The organism is Salinicola halophilus (assembly GCF_003206155.1).
In the GTDB taxonomy this organism is placed as follows: domain Bacteria; phylum Pseudomonadota; class Gammaproteobacteria; order Pseudomonadales; family Halomonadaceae; genus Salinicola; species Salinicola halophilus.
In genome coordinates this window covers 36,918-60,429 of the sequence record NZ_PZJV01000003.1, presented here as the reverse complement: position 1 = coordinate 60,429, position 23,512 = coordinate 36,918, and the positions used below count along the sequence as shown (strand labels likewise).

The 23,512-nt window shown below is 66.1% G+C and carries 20 protein-coding genes and 1 CRISPR repeat array; of the genes, 7 read left to right on the top strand and 13 right to left on the bottom strand.

Features of this window, described 5'->3' with window-relative positions; genetic code table 11:
- Positions 1–84: 84 nt before the first annotated feature.
- Together DOM33_RS10515 and DOM33_RS10510 are read right to left on the bottom strand one after the other, a co-directional pair.
- Positions 85–1,497: an aminotransferase gene (locus DOM33_RS10515; RefSeq protein WP_110668767.1), complete on the bottom strand. Its 1,413-nt coding sequence runs from the start codon at positions 1,495–1,497 to the stop codon at positions 85–87.
- A gap of 111 nt (positions 1,498–1,608) precedes the next feature.
- Positions 1,609–3,072: an NAD-dependent succinate-semialdehyde dehydrogenase gene (locus DOM33_RS10510; RefSeq protein ID WP_110668766.1), complete on the bottom strand. Its 1,464-nt coding sequence runs from the start codon at positions 3,070–3,072 to the stop codon at positions 1,609–1,611.
- Between the two features lie 354 nt (positions 3,073–3,426).
- On the opposite strand from DOM33_RS10510, the gene DOM33_RS10505 reads away from it, so the two are divergent.
- Positions 3,427–4,380 (top strand): aldo/keto reductase, encoded by a 954-nt coding sequence (locus DOM33_RS10505; protein ID WP_110669009.1) that lies wholly within the window; start codon positions 3,427–3,429, stop codon positions 4,378–4,380.
- Between the two features lie 84 nt (positions 4,381–4,464).
- Here the strand turns inward: DOM33_RS10505 and DOM33_RS10500 are convergent, their stop codons facing one another.
- From DOM33_RS10500 to doeA, 3 genes are all read right to left on the bottom strand, one after another.
- On the bottom strand, positions 4,465–4,935 hold the full coding sequence (locus DOM33_RS10500) for an Lrp/AsnC family transcriptional regulator (RefSeq protein WP_110668764.1): 471 nt from the start codon (positions 4,933–4,935) through the stop codon (positions 4,465–4,467).
- Positions 4,932–6,014 carry a N(2)-acetyl-L-2,4-diaminobutanoate deacetylase DoeB gene (gene doeB / locus DOM33_RS10495; RefSeq protein ID WP_204352665.1) on the bottom strand — a complete coding sequence of 361 codons (1,083 nt, stop codon included), beginning with the start codon at positions 6,012–6,014 and terminating at the stop codon, positions 4,932–4,934. Before doeB ends, DOM33_RS10500 begins: the two co-directional genes overlap by 4 nt.
- Positions 6,015–6,153: 139 nt before the next feature.
- Entirely contained in the window at positions 6,154–7,353 is a 1,200-nt protein-coding gene (doeA, locus tag DOM33_RS10490; protein WP_110668760.1) for an ectoine hydrolase DoeA, read from the bottom strand.
- 318 nt (positions 7,354–7,671) lie between these two features.
- Here doeA and DOM33_RS10485 point away from each other — a divergent pair, with 318 nt between their 5' ends.
- From DOM33_RS10485 to DOM33_RS10465, 5 genes are all read left to right on the top strand, one after another.
- Positions 7,672–8,601 carry a 2-hydroxyacid dehydrogenase gene (locus tag DOM33_RS10485; RefSeq protein ID WP_110668758.1) on the top strand — a complete coding sequence of 310 codons (930 nt, stop codon included), beginning with the start codon at positions 7,672–7,674 and terminating at the stop codon, positions 8,599–8,601.
- 152 nt (positions 8,602–8,753) lie between these two features.
- Positions 8,754–9,801: a CRISPR direct-repeat array (repeat unit 28 nt; unit sequence GTTCGCTGCCGCACAGGCAGCTCAGAAA).
- Positions 9,802–9,877: 76 nt separating this feature from the next.
- Positions 9,878–12,310: a membrane-bound PQQ-dependent dehydrogenase, glucose/quinate/shikimate family gene (locus tag DOM33_RS10480; RefSeq protein WP_110668756.1), complete on the top strand. Its 2,433-nt coding sequence runs from the start codon at positions 9,878–9,880 to the stop codon at positions 12,308–12,310.
- A 228-nt stretch (positions 12,311–12,538) separates the two neighbouring features.
- The gene (locus DOM33_RS10475; protein WP_110668754.1) at positions 12,539–13,213 is read left to right on the top strand and encodes a hypothetical protein; all 675 of its coding nucleotides are present in this window, start codon (positions 12,539–12,541) and stop codon (positions 13,211–13,213) included.
- A gap of 157 nt (positions 13,214–13,370) precedes the next feature.
- On the top strand, positions 13,371–14,297 hold the full coding sequence (locus DOM33_RS10470) for a LysO family transporter (RefSeq protein WP_110668752.1): 927 nt from the start codon (positions 13,371–13,373) through the stop codon (positions 14,295–14,297).
- Positions 14,298–14,537: 240 nt separating this feature from the next.
- A complete protein-coding gene (locus DOM33_RS10465; RefSeq protein WP_110668750.1) occupies positions 14,538–15,545 on the top strand; it encodes a LacI family DNA-binding transcriptional regulator in 1,008 nt (335 codons plus the stop codon).
- A gap of 38 nt (positions 15,546–15,583) precedes the next feature.
- Here DOM33_RS10465 and DOM33_RS10460 read toward each other — a convergent pair whose 3' ends face one another.
- The gene (locus DOM33_RS10460) at positions 15,584–16,126 is read right to left on the bottom strand and encodes a gluconokinase (RefSeq protein ID WP_239495334.1); all 543 of its coding nucleotides are present in this window, start codon (positions 16,124–16,126) and stop codon (positions 15,584–15,586) included.
- A gap of 242 nt (positions 16,127–16,368) precedes the next feature.
- Between DOM33_RS10460 and DOM33_RS10455 the strand changes: the two genes are divergently transcribed.
- Positions 16,369–17,751 carry a GntT/GntP/DsdX family permease gene (locus DOM33_RS10455; protein WP_110668748.1) on the top strand — a complete coding sequence of 461 codons (1,383 nt, stop codon included), beginning with the start codon at positions 16,369–16,371 and terminating at the stop codon, positions 17,749–17,751.
- 97 nt (positions 17,752–17,848) lie between these two features.
- Here DOM33_RS10455 and DOM33_RS10450 read toward each other — a convergent pair whose 3' ends face one another.
- The 7 genes from DOM33_RS10450 to DOM33_RS10420 all read right to left on the bottom strand — a co-directional run bounded on the left by DOM33_RS10450 (position 17,849) and on the right by DOM33_RS10420 (position 23,472).
- Positions 17,849–18,973, bottom strand: a complete 1,125-nt coding sequence (locus tag DOM33_RS10450) for a tRNA nucleotidyltransferase/poly(A) polymerase-related protein (RefSeq protein ID WP_110668746.1) — start codon at positions 18,971–18,973, stop codon at positions 17,849–17,851.
- Between the two features lie 4 nt (positions 18,974–18,977).
- The gene (gene glpE / locus DOM33_RS10445; RefSeq protein ID WP_110668744.1) at positions 18,978–19,304 is read right to left on the bottom strand and encodes a thiosulfate sulfurtransferase GlpE; all 327 of its coding nucleotides are present in this window, start codon (positions 19,302–19,304) and stop codon (positions 18,978–18,980) included.
- Between the two features lie 97 nt (positions 19,305–19,401).
- On the bottom strand, positions 19,402–20,223 hold the full coding sequence (locus DOM33_RS10440) for a symmetrical bis(5'-nucleosyl)-tetraphosphatase (RefSeq protein ID WP_110668742.1): 822 nt from the start codon (positions 20,221–20,223) through the stop codon (positions 19,402–19,404).
- Positions 20,224–20,302: 79 nt separating this feature from the next.
- Positions 20,303–20,686 (bottom strand): Co2+/Mg2+ efflux protein ApaG, encoded by a 384-nt coding sequence (apaG, locus tag DOM33_RS10435; RefSeq protein ID WP_110668740.1) that lies wholly within the window; start codon positions 20,684–20,686, stop codon positions 20,303–20,305.
- Positions 20,683–21,486 carry a 16S rRNA (adenine(1518)-N(6)/adenine(1519)-N(6))-dimethyltransferase RsmA gene (gene rsmA, locus DOM33_RS10430; RefSeq protein WP_110668738.1) on the bottom strand — a complete coding sequence of 268 codons (804 nt, stop codon included), beginning with the start codon at positions 21,484–21,486 and terminating at the stop codon, positions 20,683–20,685. Before rsmA ends, apaG begins: the two co-directional genes overlap by 4 nt.
- 16 nt (positions 21,487–21,502) lie before the next feature.
- The gene (pdxA, locus tag DOM33_RS10425) at positions 21,503–22,513 is read right to left on the bottom strand and encodes a 4-hydroxythreonine-4-phosphate dehydrogenase PdxA (protein ID WP_110669005.1); all 1,011 of its coding nucleotides are present in this window, start codon (positions 22,511–22,513) and stop codon (positions 21,503–21,505) included.
- Positions 22,513–23,472 carry a peptidylprolyl isomerase gene (locus DOM33_RS10420; RefSeq protein WP_110668736.1) on the bottom strand — a complete coding sequence of 320 codons (960 nt, stop codon included), beginning with the start codon at positions 23,470–23,472 and terminating at the stop codon, positions 22,513–22,515. Before DOM33_RS10420 ends, pdxA begins: the two co-directional genes overlap by 1 nt.
- Positions 23,473–23,512: the final 40 nt, after the last annotated feature.

Genomic DNA, 23,512 nt, shown 5'->3' with positions numbered 1-23,512 from the left:
GTCGGTATCAATGCGCGTCGCGGGATTCCACCGCGGCACCCGGGCTCATGGCTTCAGGTCGGGCCCTGAGCGCATCTCTACAGATCAGCCCTTCAGATCGCCGCTGCGGGTCAACTCATCGGTCACCCGGTCGATGGCGCGTTTGGCGCGCCCGATCACCTCGTCCACTTCGTCGCGGTCGATCACCAGCGGCGGCGCGAAGCCGAGGATGTCGCCGTTGGGCATGGCGCGGGCGATCAAGTTCTCCTCCAGTGCCGCGGCAGCGACGCGGGGGCCGACCTTGAGCGCCGGGTCGAAGGGCGTGTAGGCGCCTTTCTGCGGGGCGAACTCCAGTGCCGCCATCAGCCCTTCGCCGCGGACGTCGCCCACCAGCGGATGCTCGCCGAAGGTCCGCTGCATGGCGGCGTTGAAGTAGGCGCCGGTCTCGGCGGCATTGCCCACCAGATTCTCGCGCTCGATGATGTCCAGGTTCGCCATCGCGGCGGCGGCGCCCAGCGGGTGGCCGGAGTAGGTCCAGCCGTGGCCGATGGGACCGAACTCGCCGGTGCCGTCCTCGAGCGCTTGCCACACCCGTTCGCCAACGATCACCCCGGAGAGCGGCTGATAGGCGCTGGTCAGCCCCTTGGCGATGGTCACCAGGTCCGGCTTGATGCCGTAGTGCTGAAAGCCGAAGTCGCTGCCCAGACGACCGAAGCCGCTGACGACTTCGTCGGCGATCAGCAGGATGTCGTAGCGCTCGAGCACCGTCTGGATCGCCTCCCAGTAACCTTCCGGGGGCGGAATGATGCCGCCGGTCCCCAGCACCGGTTCGCCGATGAAGGCGCCGACGGTCTCCGGCCCTTCGCGCTGGATCATCGCCTCGAGCTCGGCGGCGCAGTGGGCGGAGAATTCACGCTCGCTCATCTCGCCCCGCGGTCTCCTGTAATAGTAGGGCGCCTCGGTATGCAGCACGCCGTCGATGGGCAGATCGAAGTGCTGGTGGAAGGCGGGCAGCCCGGTGAGCGAGCCGGCGGCGATGCTGGAGCCGTGGTAGCCGCGATGGCGCGAGATGATCTTTTTCTTCTGCGGGCGGCCGGTGACGTTGTGGTAGTAGCGCACCAGCTTGATCTGCGTCTCGTTGGCATCGCTGCCGGAGAGCCCGTAGTAGACGCGGTTGAGACCGTTGCCAGCGAGCTTGGCGATGCGTTCGGAGAGGGCGATCAGCGGCTCGTTGGAGTGGCCGACATAGGTGTGGTAGTACGCCAGCTCCTTGGCCTGTGCGTAGATCGCATCGGCGATCTCGGTGCGCCCGTAGCCGATGTTGACGCAGTAGAGCCCGGCGAAGGCGTCGATCATCTCGCGGCCGTCTCGGTCGACGATGGAGATGCCTTTACCGCCGGTGATGATGCGTCCCGGCGCATCGCCCTGGGCGAAATCGCGCAGATGGGTGGAGGCGTGAAAGGTGTGGCGGCGACTGCTGTCGATCAGGTCGGCAGTGGAAACTCGTGTGTCAGACATGTTGCTACCTCAAGGATGACGCCGGCTTGATGCCGGTCGCCGAGCGGCGGTGTCGCCGCCCGGCCGATGAAAAAAGCGCCTTGGAAAGTGCACCGGGCGTGTCGCCTTGGCTCAGGAGGAACTGACGGAGGGCAGATTGCCCAGACAGTAGTACTTGGTGTCGAGATACTCCTCGAGCCCCTGCGCGCCGCCCTCGCGACCGAGTCCGGACTGTTTCACCCCGCCGAAGGGGATCGGTGCACCGGTCATCTTGACGCTGTTGACGCTGACCATGCCGTACTCGAGCCCGCGCATCAGTTTCCAGATGCGACGCACATCGGTGGTGTAGACGTAGGCGGCGAGGCCGTATTCGGTATCGTTGGCCAGCCGGAGTGCCTCTTCGTCGCTGTCGAAGACACCGATCCCCGCCACCGGCGAGAAGGCCTCCTCGCGGAAGACGCGCATCTCCGGGGTGATGTCGGCAAGCAGCGTGGGTACGAAGAAATTTTCCCCTGGTGCCCGCCGCTGGCTGCCGAGCTGGCGTGCGCCCTTGGCGACACCGTCCTCGACGATGGCGGCAGCGGCATCCACGGCGCGCTTGTGGATCAGCGGGCCGATGTCGCTGTTCTCCAGGCCGTTACCCACGCTGAGCGCATCCATGTGGGCAACGAAGCGTTCGACGAAGGCGTCATAGATGCCGCGCTGGACCAGGATGCGGTTGGCGGCGAGACAGTCCTGCCCGGCGGTCTGGAACTTCGCCGCCACGGCCTCCTTCGCCGCCGCGTCCGGGTCCATGTCGTCGCAGACGATGAAGGGCGCGTTGCCGCCGAGCTCCAGCGACATCCGCTTGACGTTGGACGAGCTCTGGCGCATCAGCAGCTTGCCGACCCGGGTCGAGCCGGTGAAGGAGATATTGCGCACCCGGTCGTCGCTGCAGAGCACCTCCGACACGGTCGCTGCATCGCCGGTGACGACGTTGAACACGCCGGCGGGGATACCGGCTCGCTCGGCGAGTTCCGCCAGCGCCAGCGCCGAATAGGGCGTCTCGTTGGCGGGCTTGACGATCACCGGACAGCCGGCGGCCAGCGCCGCCCCCGCCTTGCGGGTGATCATCGCCAGCGGGAAGTTCCACGGCGTGAACATCGCCGCCACGCCCACCGGTTCCTTGATCGTACCCAGCGCGGCATCGGGAATATGGCTGGGAATGGTCATGCCGTAGGCGCGCTTGCCCTCCTCGGCGAACCACTGGATGAAGCTGGCGCCGTAGTCGATCTCGCCGCGAGCGTCGTCGAGCGGTTTGCCCTGCTCACGGGTCATCAGATAGGCGAGATCCTCCTTGTGCTGATGCAGCAGGCGGTACCAGGCGTTGAGCTTTTCGGCCCGCTGGTTGACGTTGAGCGCGCGCCAGCCGGCGAAGGCGTGCTCGGCCGCGGTGACCGAGGCGGTGACCTGTTCGGCTTCGAGCAACGCGCAGTGACCCAGCGTCTCGCCGGTGGCGGGGTCGACGACGGCCTCTTCACGGCCCTGAGTGCCGTGGGTCCACTTGCCGTCGATGTAGGCGTACTGGCGGAATAGCCGCGGATCGTCGAGCTTCATGTCGTCTCCAGCGTCGCGACCGGCGAAAGCGCCGGTCGATACGAAAAGGGTCAAAGCGGGCATGACCCGCCGATGCCCCCAGCCTACGCCTGACGGCCTCGGCTGTTTTTTCGTCCTGCGCTGTCGGACTTGGGGTTTTTTTTGGAAAGCGGCCGCGCGACCTCCGGTTTTTTTGGCGTCGTCCCATCGACCCTGCCGGTGCCGGGCAATTTCGCGCCGGGGTATGGCAAGCTCGCGCCGGCGATGGCGAGTCGGCGCGTTCGTTTGACAGCTAACGAGATCCTGCCGAGATTGAAGGGAACCGGCGGCCGGCGACAGTACGGCCGCGACCCGTCGCCAATCGAGGAGATCACGATGCAGAAGCGCTCCCTGGGCCATCCCGACATTCAGACCGCACCGCTCATCTTCGGCGGTAACGTCTTCGGCTGGACGCTGGACGACAGGCAGTCGTTCGAGATGATCGACGCCTGGCTGGATGCCGGCTTCAACACCATCGATACCGCCGACGTCTACTCGCGCTGGGCCGACGGCAACGTCGGCGGCGAATCCGAAACGGTACTGGGCAAGTGGTTCAGGCAGAGCGGTCGCCGCGACGAGGTGATCCTGACCAGCAAGGTCGGCATGGAGATGGGCGACGGTAAGCAGGGACTGTCGAAGGCGTACATCCTGCAGGCGGTGGAGGATTCACTGAAGCGGCTGCAGACGGACTATCTCGACGTTTACTTCTCCCATCAGGACGACCCGGACACGCCGCTCGAGGAGACGCTGGAGGCGTACGAGCGGCTGATCGAGCAGGGCAAGGTGCGCACGATCGCCGCTTCCAACTACTCGGGGGATCGGCTCGCCGAGGCGCTCAAGGTCAGCCAAGAGAAGAACCTGCCGGCCTATCGCGCCCTGCAGCCGTTCTACAACCTCTACGACCGGGAAGCGTTCGAACGGGATCTGGCACCGGTCTGTCGCGACAACGAGCTGGCGGTGACGCCCTACTTCGCGCTCGCCAGCGGCTTTCTCACCGGCAAGTACCGCTCCCGCGAGGACGCGGCAGGCAAGGCCCGCGCCGGTTTCGTCGACAAGTACTTCGATGCGCGCGGAATGCGCATTCTCGAGGCGCTGGATCGCGTCGCCGAGCGCTACGCCGTCCAGCCCGCGTCGGTATCGCTGGCCTGGCTGATGAACCGACCGACGGTCACCGCGCCGATCGCCAGCGCCAGCAAACCGCACCATCTGGAAGCGCTGAAGGCCGCCTGCGAGCTCGCGCTCGACGACGAGGCAGTCCAGGCTTTGAACGAGGCGAGCCGACCGGACTGAGCGTCTTCCTCGCGATGTCGATGACCCGAACGCAACGACCCGGCCACATGGCCGGGTCGTTGTGGTCTTGCCCGCCACGCTTCCCTACTCGTCGAGCGCCAGCGCTGGCGGCCCCTCCCGCTTCACCGTCTTGGTGACGATATAGGTGAAGTAGCGCTCGATCCCCAGATCCGAGACCAGCCAGGCGTCGATGAGGCGCTGATAGGCGTCGATGCTGTCGGCGTCGATGCGCACGAGATAGTCCATGCCGCCGCCGATGGCATAGCACTCCGCCACGGCGTCGGTGTCGAGCGCCAGCCGTTCGAACCGAGCGAGACTCTCGGCGCTGTGCTGCTTGAGTTCGACCTGTACCCACACGGGCGTGCGCTTGACGATGGCGTCGGGGTTGAGCCGCGCGCTGTAGCCCTCGATCACCCCGGCCTTCTCGAGCCGCTTCACCCGCTCCCAGCAGGGGCTGACGGAAAGATTGATCGCCTCCGCCAGCCGCGACTTGGTGATCCGCCCGTCGCGACTCAGAATCTCAAGGATCTTGAGATCGTAGCGGTCGAGCTTCATTCGGCGCGTGGCAAGGTGGCCGCGTCCGTTTCGCCGCCCTGGCCCGAGGCGCGCGCCAGCGAGTCGACCACTTCGGCGATCACCGCGATGGTGTCGCCCATGCCGACTTTCGCCGGGAACCGCCGAGCGATCAGCACCCCGTCCCGCTCAACGCGATAGACGACCGGCTCGGCCCCGGTGCGGGTCATATCAAAGACCCGCGCGATGACGTCGCCGTGGGTGACCGTGTCGCCCAGCGCCACGGTCAATTCCAGCAGCCCGGCGTGCTCGCTCTGCACGTAGCAGCTCGCATCCGGCATATCGAGATAGGTCATCGCTTCGGCGGGCGCCGCCTCGTCGCTCTCGCTGGGCTTGCCGGCCAGCAGCCCGTAGTGGACGAGAAAACGGTGCACGCCGCGCTCGGTGACAGCCAGGCTCTGCGGCGTGGAGGTGCCGCCGCCGCCGAGTTCGGTGGTGACGAAGATCTTGCCCTGGGACTCGACGGCGGTGTCGTAGAGCCGGGTAGCGTCGAGCTCGAACATCATCATCGCGTAGGGCGCGCCGAAGGCGATGGCGCCGGCGAGGCTGGCGTCTTCCTGGGCCAGATCGTCGAGCCGGTGCGCGGCGGCGAACGGCACGATGTCCAGCGTGCGTCCGCCGGAGTGCAGATCCAGCGCCACGTCGCACATCGGCACCAGCACGCGGTTGAAGTAGTCGGCGATCTGACTGGTCACACCGCCGTTGGGGTCGCCGGGAAAGCTGCGGTTGAGATTGCCGCCGTCCAGCGGCGAGGTGCGCCTGCCCGCCTCCGCCGCCGGTACGTTCATCATCGGTACGATGATCACCCGACCACGCACGTCTTCCGCCTTCAGCGAGCTTGCGAGCTTCATCAGCGCCGTGATGCCCTCGTACTCGTCGCCGTGGTTGCCGCCGGTCAACAGCGCCGTCGGCCCCTCGCCATTGGCGACCACGGTGATGGGGATCATCACCGCGCCCCAGGCGGACTCGTCCACGGAAATGGGGAGTTTCAGAAAGCCGTGCTGGACGCCTTCGGCGTCGAAGTCGACGGTGGCGCTGATGGGGCTGGGGCGCGTGGACATGGTCACTCTCCTGAATTCGAACGGGCGGTCATCGGGCCGCCCGACCCGACGCGCAACATTGATGGTGTGTGGCGAAGCGCGATGCGATCTCACTTGTTGAGACGCGGTGCGATCTCACTTGTTGAGGCGCGATGCGATCTCACTTCACGAAGAGCTGGCGGGGAAACTCGCAGAGCGGTTCGGCGCCGTTTTCGGTGATTAGAATGCTCTCGGTGATTTCGAGACCCCAGTCGTCCATCCACATGCCGGGCATGAAGTGAAAGGTCATGCCGGGCTCGAGAATCGTCTCGTCGGAGGGACGCAGGCTCATGGTGCGCTCCCCCCAGTCCGGCGGATAGCTGATGCCGATGGGATAGCCGCAGCGGGCACCGCCGCGGTCGAAGCCGTACTTGTCCATCGCCGCGCCCAGCGCCAGCGCGATGTCGGCGCAGCGATTGCCGGGCTTGGCCACGGCGAGACCGTTCTCGATCCCCTCGAGCAAGGCCGATTCGCCGCGCAGGAACTCCTTCGGCGGCGTCCCCAGAAAGACCGTGCGCGACAGCGGCGCGTGGTAGCGCTTGTAGCAGCCGGCGATCTCGAAGAAGGTTCCCTCGCCCTTGCGAAACGGCGTGTCGTCCCAGGTCAGGTGCGGGGCAGCCGCGTCGCTGCCGGTGGGCAGCAGCGGTACGATGGCCGGATAGTCCCCGCCGTAGACGACGCCGTTCGGGTCGGTCCAGCCCTCGGTGCCCACGCGGTAGATCTCGGAGACCAGTTTGCTCTTGGCGAGCCCCGGCTCGATCATCTCGATGATGCGGGTGTGCATGCCTTCGACGATGCGCGCCGCGGTGCGCATGTAGGCGATCTCCTGCGGCGACTTGATCGCGCGGCACCAGTTGACCAGCGCCGTGGCGTCCTCGAGACGCGCATGCGGCAGCTCCTTGACCAGACTCACGTACGCCTTGGCCGAGAAGTAGTAGTTGTCCATCTCGAGCCCGACACTGCCGTTGTGCCAGCCGTACTCCGGCAGCACCGACTGCGCGAGATACTCCATCGGGTGCATCTCGGGATTCTGGACGTAGTAGTCCGGGTAGTAGCGCACGCGCTGCTCGTCCATCCAGCAGGTACGCCAGGCGCCGTTGGCATCCTGGCGGCGACCGTACCAGACGGGCTCCCCTTCGAGCCCCACCAGCACGCACTGATGAACGTAGAACGACCAGCCGTCGTAGCCGGTGAGCCAGGCCATGTTGGAAGGGTCGCTGACGATGAGGACGTCGAGCCCGCGGCTGGCCATCGACACGCGCACCTTGTGCAGGCGGCTGGCGTACTCTTCACGGGTAAAAGGCAGGGAAACCTGGAACATGAGGCGACTCGACTAACGAAACCGAATTGTAAGGATGCAGGCCGTCGAGGGGATCGAGCCGTGCCTGTCCTGCCACTTGCCGGCCGGGGCGTGAAATCGCCGCGGATGCGGGGCACCGCGGCGATTGTCGACCGTTGCATCGTCATCGATAGTAGCATCGCCGCGCGTGGCGCCGTCAAAAGCTTTATTGCCCCGGCGAGCCGCGTCGCAGGCGGGCCGCCAACGACGCGACGACGATCGCGACGCCGGGATCGGTTAGGCTGTTAGACGCCGTCGCGAGGCGCTCGCGACCCCTCTTCCATCGACGACGGAGCCGATATGCGCGTTCTGATCTATCACCGAGACGCCGACCAATGGCGCGACGTTCTGCGCTCGCGACTCCCCGAGGCCACCTTCGATATCGCGGGCGACAGCGGCAACCCGCCGGCCGACTTTCTGGTGGCGTGGAAACCGCCCGTCTCGCTGCTCGAGGAGCAGACGACGCTCAAGGGCATCGTCAACCTCGGCGCCGGCGTCGATGCGCTGCTCCAGAACCCCGCTCTGCCCCGCGATATTCCCATCGTCAAACTGCGCGATGCCGGCATGGGCGAGCTGATCGCGGACTACGTGCGCTACGGCGTCTTTCACTTCCAGCGCGACTTCGACCGCTACCGTCGTCAGCAGGCGAGCCACGAGTGGCGCGAGTTCGACGTCGTCGACAAGCGCGACTGGGGTATCGGCGTGCTGGGGCTCGGCGCCATCGGCAGCCACGTCGCCAAGGCGCTCACCGCGGACGGCTTTCCGGTCCACGGCTGGAGCCGCACGCCCAAGCGCATCGAGGGCATCACCTGCCATGACGGCGACGACGGGCTCGACGGCCTGCTCGGCCAGGTTCGAACGCTGGTCACCCTGCTGCCGGATACCCCGGCGACGCGGCAGATCGTCAACCGCGACACGCTGGCCAAACTTCCGCCCGGCGCCAGCCTGATCAACCCCGGGCGCGGCACGCTGATCGACGAGGCCGCGCTGCTCGAGGCGCTGGGCAAGGGAACGGAGGAAGGTCAACTTCGTGGTGCCCTGCTCGACGCATTTCCGGCGGAGCCGCTCGCCGCCGACAGCCCGCTCTGGTCGCACCCGCGCATCCTCGTCACCCCGCACATGGCCGGCCCGACACCGCTTGGCGCCGCGGCGGATCAGGTCGCCGATGCGTTGAACGCGATGTCGAAAGGCGAAGCGGTCGAGACCATCGATCCCGATGCCGGCTATTGAGGCGATGACCGGACGTCCTCAACCCTTTTTTTAGCGGCACTTGCCGTCACCAACAAAATCAATGAGTTATAAAAGCGACGAGAAAAAGGGTCAGCGGACCAAAACGCCGGCCTTTCCATCACCGATCAAAGACTTACACTCAGACAGGTCTAGTTCGCTGCCGCACAGGCAGCTCAGAAAGGCGGACTCGACGCGGCTGTCGAGGCTGGTGTGTTCGCTGCCGCACAGGCAGCTCAGAAATTCGCCAATTTCGCAGAAGGCGCCTGGTCTTCGTTCGCTGCCGCACAGGCAGCTCAGAAACATAGGACAAAGAGGCGTAGTGCTTGAGATGAGTTCGCTGCCGCACAGGCAGCTCAGAAAATTATCATCAATATTAACCTCAATTACATTATGTTCGCTGCCGCACAGGCAGCTCAGAAACTCTTGGCGCCAGTCGATCCATGCCTGAAACTGTTCGCTGCCGCACAGGCAGCTCAGAAATTAAAGCTGAAGAAGGGAGAAACAAGCACGGAGTTCGCTGCCGCACAGGCAGCTCAGAAAAATAGAGATGGCGGGCCGTGAGTCGTGGGGAGGTTCGCTGCCGCACAGGCAGCTCAGAAAGCATCGCTGGCGTTGCGGTAGGAACGCTCGAGGTTCGCTGCCGCACAGGCAGCTCAGAAAATCAAAGCATGTCCGCCGCGCCGGGCGCGGCAGTTCGCTGCCGCACAGGCAGCTCAGAAACTTAGGGGGCGGGCTCTATTCGCTACGCTCACGTTCGCTGCCGCACAGGCAGCTCAGAAATACAGGATGGGGTGACGCATGGGACTACTCCAGTTCGCTGCCGCACAGGCAGCTCAGAAACAATCGTATCAGACGTGTAATGCTGCTGACGCGTTCGCTGCCGCACAGGCAGCTCAGAAAATGTCAATGCAGCGTCAGGCGCACTGAATCCCGTTCGCTGCCGCACAGGCAGCTCAGAAACCAGTCGCAGCCGAACTCGGCCCGCCAGGCATGTTCGCTGCCGCACAGGCAGCTCAGAAATATCCAGACTCGTCCCAACATAGTTAGTGATAGTTCGCTGCCGCACAGGCAGCTCAGAAATGGAGGCAGCGATGCAGGTTCTCTTACCCGTTGTTCGCTGCCGCACAGGCAGCTCAGAAATACCACGATGCGTTCTACACGCAAACCGAGCAGTTCGCTGCCGCACAGGCAGCTCAGAAAACGAATGTGGCCGCGGTCGCTGGCGTCGCGTCTTTTCCGCTAGAATCCCGCCCGCTCACATCAAGGGATTCCAGAGATGAAAAGAAAAGAGAGGGGTGTCTCCACCCCTGCCCGCCTATTGCTGATACTGATTGGCGCAGTCATCGCGCTGCTCGGTCTGGGGCTCGCGGTCGGCGGGGGTATGCTGATCGGTCGTGGCGGTAGCTGGTACTACCTGCTCATGGGCCTGGCCCTGCTGGCCACCGGCGTGGAGATCGTCCGCGGTGGCGTCATGGCGCTGGCTATTTACCTGATCGCTTTCATCGCCACGGTCATCTGGGCGTTCTGGGAAGCCGGGCTCGATTTCTGGGCGCTTCACGCGCGCCTTTTTGCCTTCCTCTGCATTCTGTTCGTACTGCTGCTGCTTCAGCCGCTGCTGCTCAAGCGCGCGGGCTATCAGAGCCGCAAGGGGCTGAGCCTGGGGGCTGCGGGCGTTGCGCTACTCGCTATCGCCGGCATGACCTGGGGCATGTTCCAGCCGCACGGCATTCATAACGCGGTTGCCGATACCGGCAAGACGGCGGTCACCGACGCCACGCGCCAGCAGAACTGGGATCACTACGGCAGCGGCGGCGATCAGAATCGCTTCGCGGCCCTCGACCAGATCAACCGCGACAACGTCGACGAGTTGGAGGTCGCCTGGACCTTCCGCACCGGCGAGACGCCGATCAGCTCGGGCGGCAGCAGCCTGGAAGATCAGAACACGCCGCTGCAGGTGGGCAATTCCGTCTATCTTTGCACCGCGTCCAACACCGTCATCTCCGTCGATGCGACCAGCGGTGAAGAGCAGTGGCGGCACGAGTTCCCCACCGATACCAAGACGTGGGTGCGCTGCCGTGGCCTGGCCTATTTCGACGCCGACCAGCCGCTCACGCAGCCGCAGGCGCCGGATTCCACCCCGGTGACGCCGGTCGACACCTCGACCGACATGGCGTGTCCGCGACGCATCTTCATGAATACCATCGACGCCCAGCTGGTCGCCCTGAATACCGACACCGGCGAACTCTGCGCCGGCTTCGGCGACGAGGGCACCATCGATCTCAAGCAACATCTGGGTAACGCCGAATCGCCGCTGTATTCGATGACCTCAACGCCGCTGGTGGCCGGTACCACGGTCGTGGTGGGCGGCCGTGTCGCCGACAACGTCGCCCTCGACATGCCCGGCGGCGTGATGCGCGGCTTCGACGTGATGACCGGCGAGATGAAGTGGGCCTTCGATCCGGGCAACCCGGCGCAGCGCGAGGCGCCGAGCGGGGACGAGATCTATGCGCGCTCGACCCCCAACGTGTGGGCGCCGATGACCTTCGATGCCTGGTCGAACACGGTGTTCATGCCGGTCGGCAGCGCCGCGGTCGATCTATGGGGCGCGAAGCGCTCGCCCGAAGACGAGGAATACGGCGCCACCATGCTGGCGCTCGACGCGACCACGGGTGACGAAAAGTGGCGCTACCAGACCGTGCACCACGATCTGTGGGATTTCGACGTACCGATGCAGCCGACGCTGATCGACTTTCCCGAGGAAGACGGCAGCACGACGCCGGCACTGACCTTCGGCACCAAGGCCGGACAGATCTTCGTGCTCGACCGACTCACCGGCGAGCCGCTGACCGAGGTCGTCGAGAAGGACGTCAAGCCGGCCAGCATCCCCAACGAGAACTATGCGCTCAAGCAGCCGCTCTCCGTGGGCATGCCGCAGATCGGTGCGCAGACGCTGACCGAAGCCGACATGTGGGGCGCGACGCCCTTCGATCAACTGATGTGCCGCTACATCTTCAAGGGCTATCGCTACGAAGGGCTCTATACCGCGCCGGATACCGACTACTCGCTCTCTTTCCCCGGCTCGCTGGGCGGCATGAACTGGGGCGGCGTCTCTTTTGATCCCACCGCCGACACGCTGTATGTCAATGACATGCGCCTCGGCCTGTACGTCCACATGGAACCCCAGGACGAGGGCGCCGAGGCGTCGGACGGCGACGAGTCGGTGAACGCCGGCATGGGTGCGGTACCGCTCAAGGGCACGCCCTATTCGGTCATCAAGGATCGCTTCCTGTCGCCGCTGGGCATTCCCTGCCAGGAGCCGCCGTTCGGTTCGCTGACGTCGATCGACATGAAAACGCGCAGCGTGAACTGGGAAGTGCCGCTAGGCACGGTGCAGGACACCCAGCTGTTCGGCCAGAAGATGCACCTGCCGATCCCCATCGGCATGCCGACCATCGGTGGTTCGATGACCACGCAGGGTGGGCTGACCTTCTTCGCCGCGACGCAGGACTACTGGCTGCGCGCCTTCGACTCCGCCACGGGCGAGCAGCTCTGGAAAGCGCGTCTGCCCGTGGGCAGCCAGGGCACGCCGATCTCCTATGTCTCGCCGGAGACCGGCAAGCAGTACGTGATCATCTCGGCGGGCGGAGCGCGGCAGTCGCCGGATCGCGGCGACTACGTGGTCGCCTACGCGCTGCCGGATCAGGACTGACCGCGCCGTTCGAAGGGTAGCGACTCTCCAAGGGGCCTTCGGGCCCCTTTTTTCGTCTGGCCACCCCCACGCTGACAGGCCTGCGCTGCCGTCCGGACGACGCAAAAAGCGCGCGATCTCGGCCGCGGGCGCCGCAACACGTTCACTCACTCACCGGCAACGAGGTCGAGGCGAAAGGAACCCGGCGCTAGGCTGTGTGTTCCAACGCCCATTGCCAAGGAGTCTTCGATGAAACGAGCCTTTTCTCGCAGTGGTGCGGTCGCGCTGCTGCTGTTCGCCTGCTGCACGAGCGCGCTGGCGGCATCGGCCCCGCAACCTTTCACGGCGCACTATTCGCTGGACGTCGACGGCTGGCCGACCGTGGGGATCACCCACACGCTGTCGCACCAGGGCTCGGTCTGGCAGAGCGAGATGGAGGCGAGCATCAAGGTCGCCAGCGGCGAGGAGCGCAGCCGCTTCGCGGTCGAGAACGAGACGGTCGAGGCGCTCGACTACCGCAGCGGCTATTCGCTGCTGGGCATCGGCGGCGACTACCGGCTCGACGAAGACGATCTCGCCGAGCTGCCGGACCGTCAGACGGCGATCTTCATGCTCTCCCGGCAGGCGCCGACGGCACGCTGCGCCAACCCCCAGGTCTCGCCCTGCGAGCTGAAATATCAGGACCACAAGGGCCGCGAGAAGACGCTTCTCTACCGCGTCACCGACAAGGCGGAGGTCGGAACGCCCGCCGGCGATTTTACGGGAGTGACGGTGGACACCTGGGACCCGGAGAAGCGGGATCGCCATCTCTATCTCACCTTCCATCGCAAGATCCCGAGTCTGCTGCTGGGTAGCCGCTACGTACGTGACGGGGAACAGACCAGTCAGCTCACGCTGAACGAGGTCAGCCTGAGCGGCGAATGAGCGCCTGAACGACGATAGCGCGAATCTGGCCCCGCCGATGACCGGACGCTTCCCTCTTCCCCGGCGCATTCGAATCTTCTAAAGTCTTGATCTTCAACGGACGCCGCTTCACGCGGCGTCCGTTTTTTCGTCATGTGAACTGCCGAGGGAGGGCGTGATGCTGCTGGGGCTTTTGTGGATACTGCTGCCGCTGGTCGTGGGCTATCTGATTCCGCTACGCGACGAGCGCATCAAGCGCGGTATCGACAGCGGCGTCAACGCCTCGGTCTACGTCATTCTGTTCTTGATGGGACTCGGTCTCGGCGCCATGAACGACCTTCTCGGCCAGCTCTCGCGCATCGGCACCACGGCGCTGACGCTGTTTGCGATCATCTCGCCGCTCAACCTCGCCGTCCTTGCGTGGCTGGGCCGCTACCGGTTCGCGCGGGTCGAGCGTATCGAGGGGCACGACGCCCCGGCTGCCGGCGACAAGTGGCAGGCGATGAAGGGCTCGCTGCTGCTGGCCGGCGTGGTCCTACTCGGGGTACTGGTCGGCGCCGCCATCCAGCTCGCCGGCTGGCACCCGGCCGCCGCGGCGGAAACGCTGGCCACCTGGGCGCTCTACGTCCTGCTCGCGCTGATCGGCTGTCAACTGCGTAACTCGGGGCTCGGGCTGCGCCAGATCCTGCTCAACCGGCTGGGACTCGCCATCGCGGTTGGCGTCTTCGCAAGCTCGATGATCGCCGGACTGATCGCCGCGCCGCTGCTGTCGCTGCCTTGGAATCACGGCATGGCGATGGCCGCCGGCTTCGGCTGGTATTCGCTGTCGGGCATCCTGATCGGCGATCAGCTCGGGCCGGTGCTCGGCGGGGCGGCGTTCTTCAACGATCTGGCACGAGAGCTGGTGGCGTTTCTGCTGGTGCCGCTGTTCATTCGCCGTGCGGTGCCGCTCGCGGTGGGCTACAGCGGCGCGACGTCGATGGACTTCACCCTGCCGGTCATCCAGCAGTACGGCGGCATCAGTTGCGTGCCGGTCGCCATCGTCAGCGGTTTTCTGCTGTCGCTGCTCTCGCCGCCGCTGACGCTCTTTCTGCTCTCTTTCTAAGCGCGCCTCGCCGGGCGTTGTCGGCGCACTTCATTCGGCTTTGTCGGCGCACCTTGCTGCCACCGCTCGGCGGCGTCGCCCACCGCGCCGGGGCGACACCGGCCCCATTGGACCAAGGCCCAACGGCGGGGGTTACAACCTCCGTGATAGGCTCTCGCGTTACCGGTAACACTCGCTTTCGCGATCGCTTCGACATCGCAACGCGCCGGCCCAGGACCACAAGAACTTCACGGAGAGCCCATGCCGCGTCGCTCGTCGGGGCGAGTCACCCTGCAGGACATCGCCGACCGTGTCGGCGTCACCAAGATCACCGTGTCGCGGGCGCTGCGCGAACCGCAGCGGGTCTCGGCGCCGCTGCGGGCGCGGATCGAGTCAGCGGCCAAGGCGCTCGGCTACATCCCCAACCATATCGCCGGCGCGCTGGCGAGCGGTTGCAGCCATAGCGTGGCGCTGCTGATCCCCTCGCTCTCCAACGCGGTGTTCTCGGAGATCCAGCGCGGCATCGAGGAGGGTCTCGGCCCGGCGGGCTATCAGGTACTGATCGGACACACGGGGTATTCGTTTCTCGAGGAGGAGCGGCTGATCGATACCTATCTGCGCTTCGGCGTGGATGCGCTGATCCTGCCCGGCACCCGCCATACCGAGCACGCGCGGCATCTGCTCACCTGCGCCGACGTGCCGGTGGTGGAGACGCTGGAGCTCACTGATACGCCCATCGACATCAACGTCGGGCTGGACCAGACCGCCGCCGGCGCGGCGATGACGCGGGCCCTGATCGAACGCGGCCGGCAACGCATCGGCTTTCTGGCGGCGCGCATGGATCACCGCACCCAGCTGCGCATGGCGGGCTGGGAGTCGGCGCTACGCGAGGCGGGCCTGTCGACCGAGCACTGCCTGACCACATCGCACCCGTCGACCTATCGTCTCGGCGGCGAGATGCTGGCCTCAATGCTCGACCGCTGGCCGCCGCTCGACGGCATCTTCTGCAACAACGACGATCTCGCGGCGGGAGCGCTGTTCGAGTGTCAGCGCCGCCGGCTGGAAGTGCCACAGGCGCTGTCACTGGCGGGCTTCAATGGACTCGACATCGTCGAGGCGACGACCCCGATGCTGGCGACCGTGGTCACCCCGCGCCGACGGATCGGCGAGACGATCGCCGAGCGGCTGCTGGCCCGGCTGGGCGGGGCGCCGAAACGCCCGGCGAGCGAGGACATGGGCTTCGAGATCCGCACCAACGGCAGTCTCTAGGCCTTGCGTCTCCGACGCTCGTCGCAGGGAGCGCGCGACTAGACCTCGTCCTCGCCCAGACGCCGGTAGCGCGCTTCCAGCCCTTTCGCCGCCTGATCCACGACTTCATCGATGGTCCCGGCGATGTCCACCGTCACGGCCTCGTCGGATTTCGGCGCCTCCAAGGTGGCGAGCTGGCTGTCGAGCATCGCTTCGCCCTTAAAGAAGTGATCCTCGCGGGACTGGATACGCTGCAGCAGCAGCTCTCGGGTGCCTTCGAGAAAGACGAACGCCAGATGGTCGTCGCCCGTTCTCAAGGTGTCGCGATAGCGCCGCTTGAGCGAGGAACAGCCCACGACCAGCGTCTCGCCGTTGTCTCGGGCGTCGCCGATCAGCTCGCTCAGCCGCTGGAGCCAGCCGGCGCGGTCGTCGTCGTCGAGCGGTTCGCCGCGAGCCATCTTCTCGACGTTCGCTTTCGAATGGTAGTTATCGCCATCGATGAAGCGACCGTCGAGCTTCTCCGCCAGCTGTTTGCCGATCTCCGTCTTGCCACAGCTGGATACGCCCATGACGACGATGCGGTGTCCGTGTTGTGCTTTCATGCGCCTGACTCTTGCTGCGAGGGTCGGTGCCGGAATCCGGAGCGGATCGCGGCGATGCTCGAATGATGGATCATGCGTAACCGGCAACCCACGCCCTGTCTCTACGTCTTTAGGCGCATTGTTGTTCTAGTCTTGTTACCGGTAACATCCATTTTCGCCAACTCCACCGCGAAGCACAACGCCACCAAAGGCTAAGGGTCGCGCCGCGCGCCCGTGCCTCCAATCCAGGATCTTTCGCCGTCATGGAAAGCCTCATCGCTCCCTTCCAGGTCTTGCTGAGCGACCCGACCTATCGGCTGATCGCGGTCGCCGCGCTCAGTATCGTTCTGCTGCTGGTTCTCGTACTCGTTCTTCGCCTCCATGCCTTCGTGTCGCTACTCATCGTCAGCCTCATCGCCGGTCTCGCCGCCGGCATGGGCGTCGACGAGCTGCTGGACACGGTCGAGAAAGGCATGGGCGGTACGCTCGGCTTCGTCGCCACGGTGGTCGGTCTCGGCGCCATGTTCGGCAAGATGCTCGAGGTCTCCGGCGGGGTCGACCGTCTCGCCAATACGCTGCTCAAGCGCTTCGGCGAGGACCGCTCGCAGTGGGCGATGGGCCTGACCGGTTTTCTGGTCGCCATTCCGGTCTTCCTCGACGTCGCTTTCATCATCCTGGTGCCGCTGATCTACGCCCTGACGCGACGCACCGGTCGTTCGCTGCTCCACTACGGCATTCCGCTGCTGGCGGGTCTGGCGGTGACGCACTCGTTCATCCCGCCGACGCCGGGGCCGATCGCGGTGGCCGAGCTGGTGGGTGCGGATCTCGGCTACGTCATTCTCTTCGGGGCGATGGCGGGCCTGCCGGCGATGATCATCGCCGGGCCGCTGTTCGGCCGCTGGATCGGCAAGCACATCGATGCGCAGATTCCCGAGTACATGGAGCTGCCGGAGGAGTCCCGGAACCCCGAGAACCTGCCGAGTTTCACCATGATCGTCTCGATCACGCTGCTGCCGCTGGCGCTGATTGTGCTCAACACCGTCTCCGGTGTGGTGATGCCCGAGGGCAGCACGCTGACGTCGGTCCTCGGTTTCCTCGGCCACCCGTTCGTGGCGCTGATCCTCGCCACGGTGCTGGCATTCTACTGCCTGGGCATCCGTCGCGGCATGGCGAAAGAGAAAGTCATGGAAGTGGCGACCAAGGCGCTGGAGCCGGCGGGCATCATCATTCTGGTCACCGGTGCCGGCGGGGTGTTCAAGCAGGTACTGATCGACTCCGGTGTCGGCGAGGTGATGGGCAACCTGATGGCGGACAGCTCGCTGCCGCCGATCCTGCTGGCGTTCATCATCTCCACCGCCGTACGCGTGATTCAGGGCTCGGCCACGGTCGCCATGATCACCGCCGCCGGCCTGATGGCGCCGGTCATCTCGACCCTCAACCTCGAAGGCCCGGTACTCGGGCTCATCGTGATCTCCATCGCCTCCGGCGCCACGGTATTGAGCCACGTCAACGACTCCGGCTTCTGGCTGGTCAACCGCTACTTCGGTCTGACCGAAGCACAGACCCTGAAGAGCTGGACCGTGATGGAGACGATCATCGGTCTCGTCGGCCTCGCCATGGCGCTGCTGATCGGCCTGTTCGTCTGACCGCCGGAGACGCAGGGGGCGCCAGCGCCCCTTGACGCGAAAACGCCCGCTGCGNNCGCAGCGGGCGTTTTTCATGCCGGATTCGTTGGCGTGACGACTAGGTCGTCCCCAGCGCCTCGGCGATGGTCGCTTCGCGACGCCGGGCGAGCTCTTCCCCCAGCGCCGGACCGCGGAAACCCTCGTCGAGCAGCGACTTGGGCAGCACCTGGGCGGCAAGCCGCGAGGCGAGCGCGAGATCGTCGGCGAGCTTGCCGTCGTCGTGGGCGATCAGCGCGATCAGCGGCGCCAGCCGCTCGGGGCGACGCCAGGCGTCGATGGCGTCGAGCCAGGCCATGATGGCGCTCGCGTCGCGGGAGTCACCCAGTTCGAGCCGCAGCGTTCGCGAGTGGGCGGCGAGGCGCATGGCGTCGCGGTAGTCGTTGGGCACCTTCAGGCGGGCGTTGAGCGAGGCCTGGGCATCGGGCGCGAGATGTTCACCCAGCCGCGCCCAGCGCCAGAGCGCGACGGGACGGGGCTCGAGCACCTCGGCCATGCGCGCGCAGGCATCGGCGAGTTCGGCCGTGGCAAGCTCCGGCATCAGCACCGCCAGCGCACCGCAGTCGTCGAGCGTGGCGAAGTAGGCCGCGGGGTCGCCCTCGCCGAGGGCTTTCTCGGTCTCGACCCACACCCGTTCGGCAACCAGATGGGCGATTTCTCCCTTCGCCGAGAGCTCGCGCATGCGCTCGAAGGTGTCGGAGGCGATCTCGAAGCCCAGTCCGCGGTAGCGGGCGAGAAAGCGCGCCGCCCGCAGTACACGCAGTGGATCCTCGACGAAGGCGGGCGAGACGTGACGCAGCCGCCGCGCTTGTAGATCGTCGAGCCCGCCGTAAGGGTCGACGAGTTCGCCGTCGGCGGACTGGGCCATGGCGTTGAGGGTGAAATCGCGTCGCGCCAGATCCTGCTCGAGGGTGACCTCTGGGCTGGCGTAAATCTCGAAACCGGTGTAGCCGTGGCCCTGCTTGCGCTCGGTGCGCGCCAGCGCGTACTCCTCGTGAGTCTCGGGATGCAGAAAGACCGGAAAATCTCGCCCTACCGGTCGGAAACCCCGCTCGCGCATCGTCTCCGCCGTGGCGCCGACGACGACCCAGTCGCGATCGCCCACCGGCCAGCCGAGACGCGCGTCCCGCACCGCACCGCCGACCAGATAGACATCGAGTCCGTCGAGATGGGGATCGCTGCTCATGGCGTCACTGCGCCACGTGATCGGGATGACGATGGGACCAGTCGACGAAGCCGCCGTCGAGGCTGTAGACCGTCTTGAAGCCCTGCCCGGCCAGCCAGGTCGCGGCCTGCTGGCTCGAGTGACCGTGGTAGCAGACCACCACCAGCGGTTGGTCGGTGGGGGTCTGCTCGACGAGTTCGGCGACGCTCGAGTTGTCGAGATGCTGGCTACCGGGAATATGGCCCTGAGAGAAGCTGAGCGGATCGCGAATGTCGACCAGCGTCAGCGCGCGGCCGTCGCTCAGCCACTGCGACAGCGTCGTCGGGTCGAGATGTTCGAACGGCGTGGACATGAATGACGCTCCTCGGACGGCGGACGACCGCCTGTGGGTAAGTGAAACTCCGCGGCGAAGCGAACCGCCTGTGGATAGAACGGCTCGAGCCGAGACGCTACTCGGCCGTCGCTTGCGCCGGTTCGACGATACGCTCGCCGCTGTCCAGATCCAGCGCGGTGAGCGAACCGCCCCAGACACAGCCCGTATCCAGCGCGCGCGCCTCGATGCGCGCGCCGGGGGTGCGTCCTTCCAGCGCCGCCCAGTGGCCGAACAGCAGCGTCGCCGAATCGGCCCGCGGATAGGTGAACCAGGGCGCGAAGCCTTCGGGGGCGCTGTCGAGCCCCTCCTTGGCGTCGAAGTCGAGCGTGCCTTCGGCGTCGATGAAGCGCATCCGCGTGAAAACGTTGACGATGGCGCGGATGCGATCCTCGCCGGTCAACGTCTCTTCCCACAGCGCCGGCCGATTGCCGTACATCACGGCGAAGAAGTCATCGGCGTCGGGCCCTCCCAGCACCGCCTCGGCCTCGGCGGCGAGCTCGCTCGCTCGCGCGACCGACCACTGCGGCAGGATACCGGCGTGGGTCATCACCTGGCCCCGGTCGTCGTCGGCGACCAGCAGCGGCTGACGCCGCAGCCAGTCGAGCATCATGTCGCGATCCGGGGCGTCGAGAATCGCCGCCAGCGTATCCTTGCGCTTGAGCTTGCCGTGGCCGCGAGCGACCGCCAGCAGGTGCAGGTCGTGATTCCCCAGCACCACGCTCGCCGCACCGTCGAGTTCGACGCAGCGGCGCAGACACGCGAGCGACCCGGGGCCGCGATTGACCAGATCGCCGGCGAGCCAGAGCCGATCCCGGGAGGGTGAAAAGTCGAGCCGAGCCAGCAGGGCTTCGAACTCGGCGTGGCAGCCCTGCAGATCGCCTATCGCATACGTGGCCATGCCCTACCCCTGCCTGAAGATTGCGTGAAGCGCGTCCTGTCGACGCCAATGAAGACGCCACCCGACACCGACGGATGGCTCAGTGAACCTGATTGGGACCGGCCAGCCGGAACGGCGCGATGGCGACCTCGAAGGTCTCCTGGGTCGCCGGATCGATGCAAGTGTAGCTGCCCTGCATGACGCCGACCGGACACTCCAGCACTGCGCGGCTGGTGTAGCGAAAACTCTCCCCGGCGGCGATGACCGGCTGCTTGCCGACCACGCCATTGCCGCGCACTTCCTGCACCTTGCCGTGGCCCTGGGTGATCTTCCAGTAGCGCGACAGCAGCTGCAGGCTCTGTTCGGCGTCGTTGTGAACCGTCATGGTGTAGCTGAAGACGTAGCGGTTCTCCTGCGGCGAGGACTCGTCGTCGCGATATTCGGGCTCGACGGCGACGGTGATGGCCTGGGTGAGCTCGCTCATGGCGTCCCCCCGATGTGGTTGCTGATCGCGACCAGCTCGTCGACGCGCAGCGTCTGCGGGCGCCGGCCCGGGTCGATACCCAGTTCGGTGAGCGCCTCGGCACCGATCAAGCCCTTGAGATTGTTGCGCAGCGTCTTGCGCCGCTGGCCGAACGCCTCGCGCACCACGTCGGCGAAGCGCGACTCGTCGTGTGCCACGGCGGGAAGCTCGGCGTGGGGCATGAGCCGCACGATCGCCGAGTCCACCTTGGGCTGCGGCACGAACGACTCCGGCGGCACGACGAACAGCGACTCCACCTGACAGTAGTACTGCGTCATCACCGAGAGCCGCCCCCAGGCCGAGTCCCCGGGCGCGGCGGCGAGTCGGTCGACCACCTCCTTCTGCAGCATGAAGTGCATGTCTTCGATCGCGCCGCGAGCGGCGAGCAGATGGAAGATGATCGGCGTGGAGATGTTGTAGGGCAGATTGCCGACGACGCGCAGCTGTCGACCGTCCTCCTCTTTCAGCGCCTGAAAGTCGAACTTGAGGGCGTCCCCCTCGTGGATGACGAAGTCGGGATAATCGAAGAACTGAACGCGCAGCCCCGGAATCAGGTCGCGGTCGAGCTCGATCACCTCGAGCGCCCCCGCCGCCTCGATCAGTGGCGCGGTGAGCGCCCCTTGCCCCGGCCCGATCTCGACCAGGCGGTCATTCTTACGCGGGCCGATGGCGCGCACGATGCGCGAGATGACGCCGGTATCGCGAAGAAAGTTCTGACCGAAACGTTTACGGGCCCGGGGGAGCGGGGAGCGAGTAGTCATGAAACCTCGAATTCTGTCAGTGAGCGCGTCGCGTCATGTCGACGGCGACATCGAGCGCGACGCGCAGGCTGCCGGCATCGGCGCGACCGGTACCGGCGAGATCCAGTGCAGTACCGTGATCGACGGAAGTGCGCACGAGCCCCAGCCCGAGTGTGATGTTGGCGGCCTGTCCGAAGCCGGCGTACTTGAGCACCGGCAGCCCCTGGTCGTGATACATCGCGAGCACCGCATCGGCGGTGTCGAGATGACGCGGCGTGAAGAGCGTATCCGCCGGCAGCGGGCCGACGACGTCGAGACCGGCAGCGCGCAGTCGCGCAAGCGCCGGCTCGATCACCTCGACCTCCTCGCGGCCGAGATGGCCGTCTTCGCCGGCGTGCGGATTGAGTCCGCAAACGAGCAGTCGCGGCGAAGCGATGCCGAAACGCTCGCGAAGCTCGCGCGCCAGAATCGTCGTCACACGCAGGAGCGAATCGACCGTGATCGCCTCGGCGACGCGCGAAAGCGGCAGGTGCGTGGTCGCCAGCGCCACTCGCAGCGGGTGCCCGGTGCGTGCGGTGGCGAGCATCATCACCACCTCGTCGACACCGCAGGCATCACGCAGATATTCGGTATGCCCGGTGAACCCGGCAAATCCGCCGTCGATGATCGCGCCCTTGTGCAGCGGCGCCGTGACCATTGCGCTCGCTCGCTGCGAGCGGCACGCCTCGACCGCGAGATCGAGCGTGTCGAGCACGTAGCGGGCATTGGCCGGATCGAGCCGGCCAGGGCTGGCCGGACGCTTCAGCGCGACCGGCCACACCGGCAGGTGACCATCGCGCCGGGGCGGCAGCGGCTCGCCCGGGTCGACGGTTTCGATCTCGACCGGCCAGCCCAGCAAGGCGGCGCGCTCGGTGAGCATCGCCGGGTCGCCAATGGCGACGACGTCGGCCTCGAGCCCCTGCCAGTCCCGTGCAGCGGCGAGCGCCAGCTCCGGGCCGATGCCCGCGGGCTCACCGGTGGTGAGGGCGAGAACCGGACGCTGGGCGATCAATTGTCGTCGAGACGATTGTCGATGTAGGCGCTGGCGCGGATTTCCTGAATCCAGGCTTCGAGCTCGTCGTTGACCTTGCGCTGGAAGATCGCCTGGCTCGCCTGCTCGCGACTCACCTGGCCGCTGCCCTCACCGCGAGTCTCCAGCAGCTTGAGCAGGTGGAAACCGCTCGGACTGCGAATCGGCTCGCTGACCTCGCCGGCGTCGAGCTCGGGCAGCACGTCGCTGAAGATCGACGGAATCTGCGCCGCCGGACGCCAGCCCAGATCGCCGCCCTGCAGCGCCTGCGCGTCGTCGGATTCGGCCGCGGCGAGCTGCTGGAAGTCGGCGCCGTTCTGCAGCTGACGATAGACGTCCTGCGCTTCGGCTTGCGCCTGGCTCACCTGATCCGGCGTCGGCGACTGCGGCACGGCGATGAGAATCTGCGCCAGATGATAGGAGACGTTGCGGCTCTGCCCGGCCTGCTCGAGGAAGCGGTCGACTTCTCGGTCGGAGACGTTGACGCGGCTGGCGACCCGATTCTGCTGGACCTGGCGAATCACCAGCTCGCGGCGAATCTGCTCGCGCACCTGAGCCAGCGACTGTCCCTGCTGCTCGAGCGTATTGGCGAATTCGTCGAGGCTCATGCCGTTGTTCTCGGCGACACCGCGCAGCGTGGCATTGAGCTGGGTCTCGTCGATGGTGAGATTGGCATCTTCGGCCATCTGCAGTTCGATCTGCTCGACGATCAGCCGGTCGAGCACCTGGCGCTGCAGCGCCTGCGCCGGCGGCATCTGAATGTTGTTGCTCTGGAGCTGACCGCGGGCCTGATCGACCCGCGCCTCGAGCTGACTCTGCATGATGGCGTCGTCGTTGACGACGGCGACGATGCGGTCCAGCGGCACCGACTGGGCGACGGCAGCCAGCGGCGACAGCAACATGGCCAGCGTCAGGGGAATACTCGCGCGTAGACGCATGCCTACCTCTCCTGCTTGTTGAAGGGCGCGCCGGTATCGG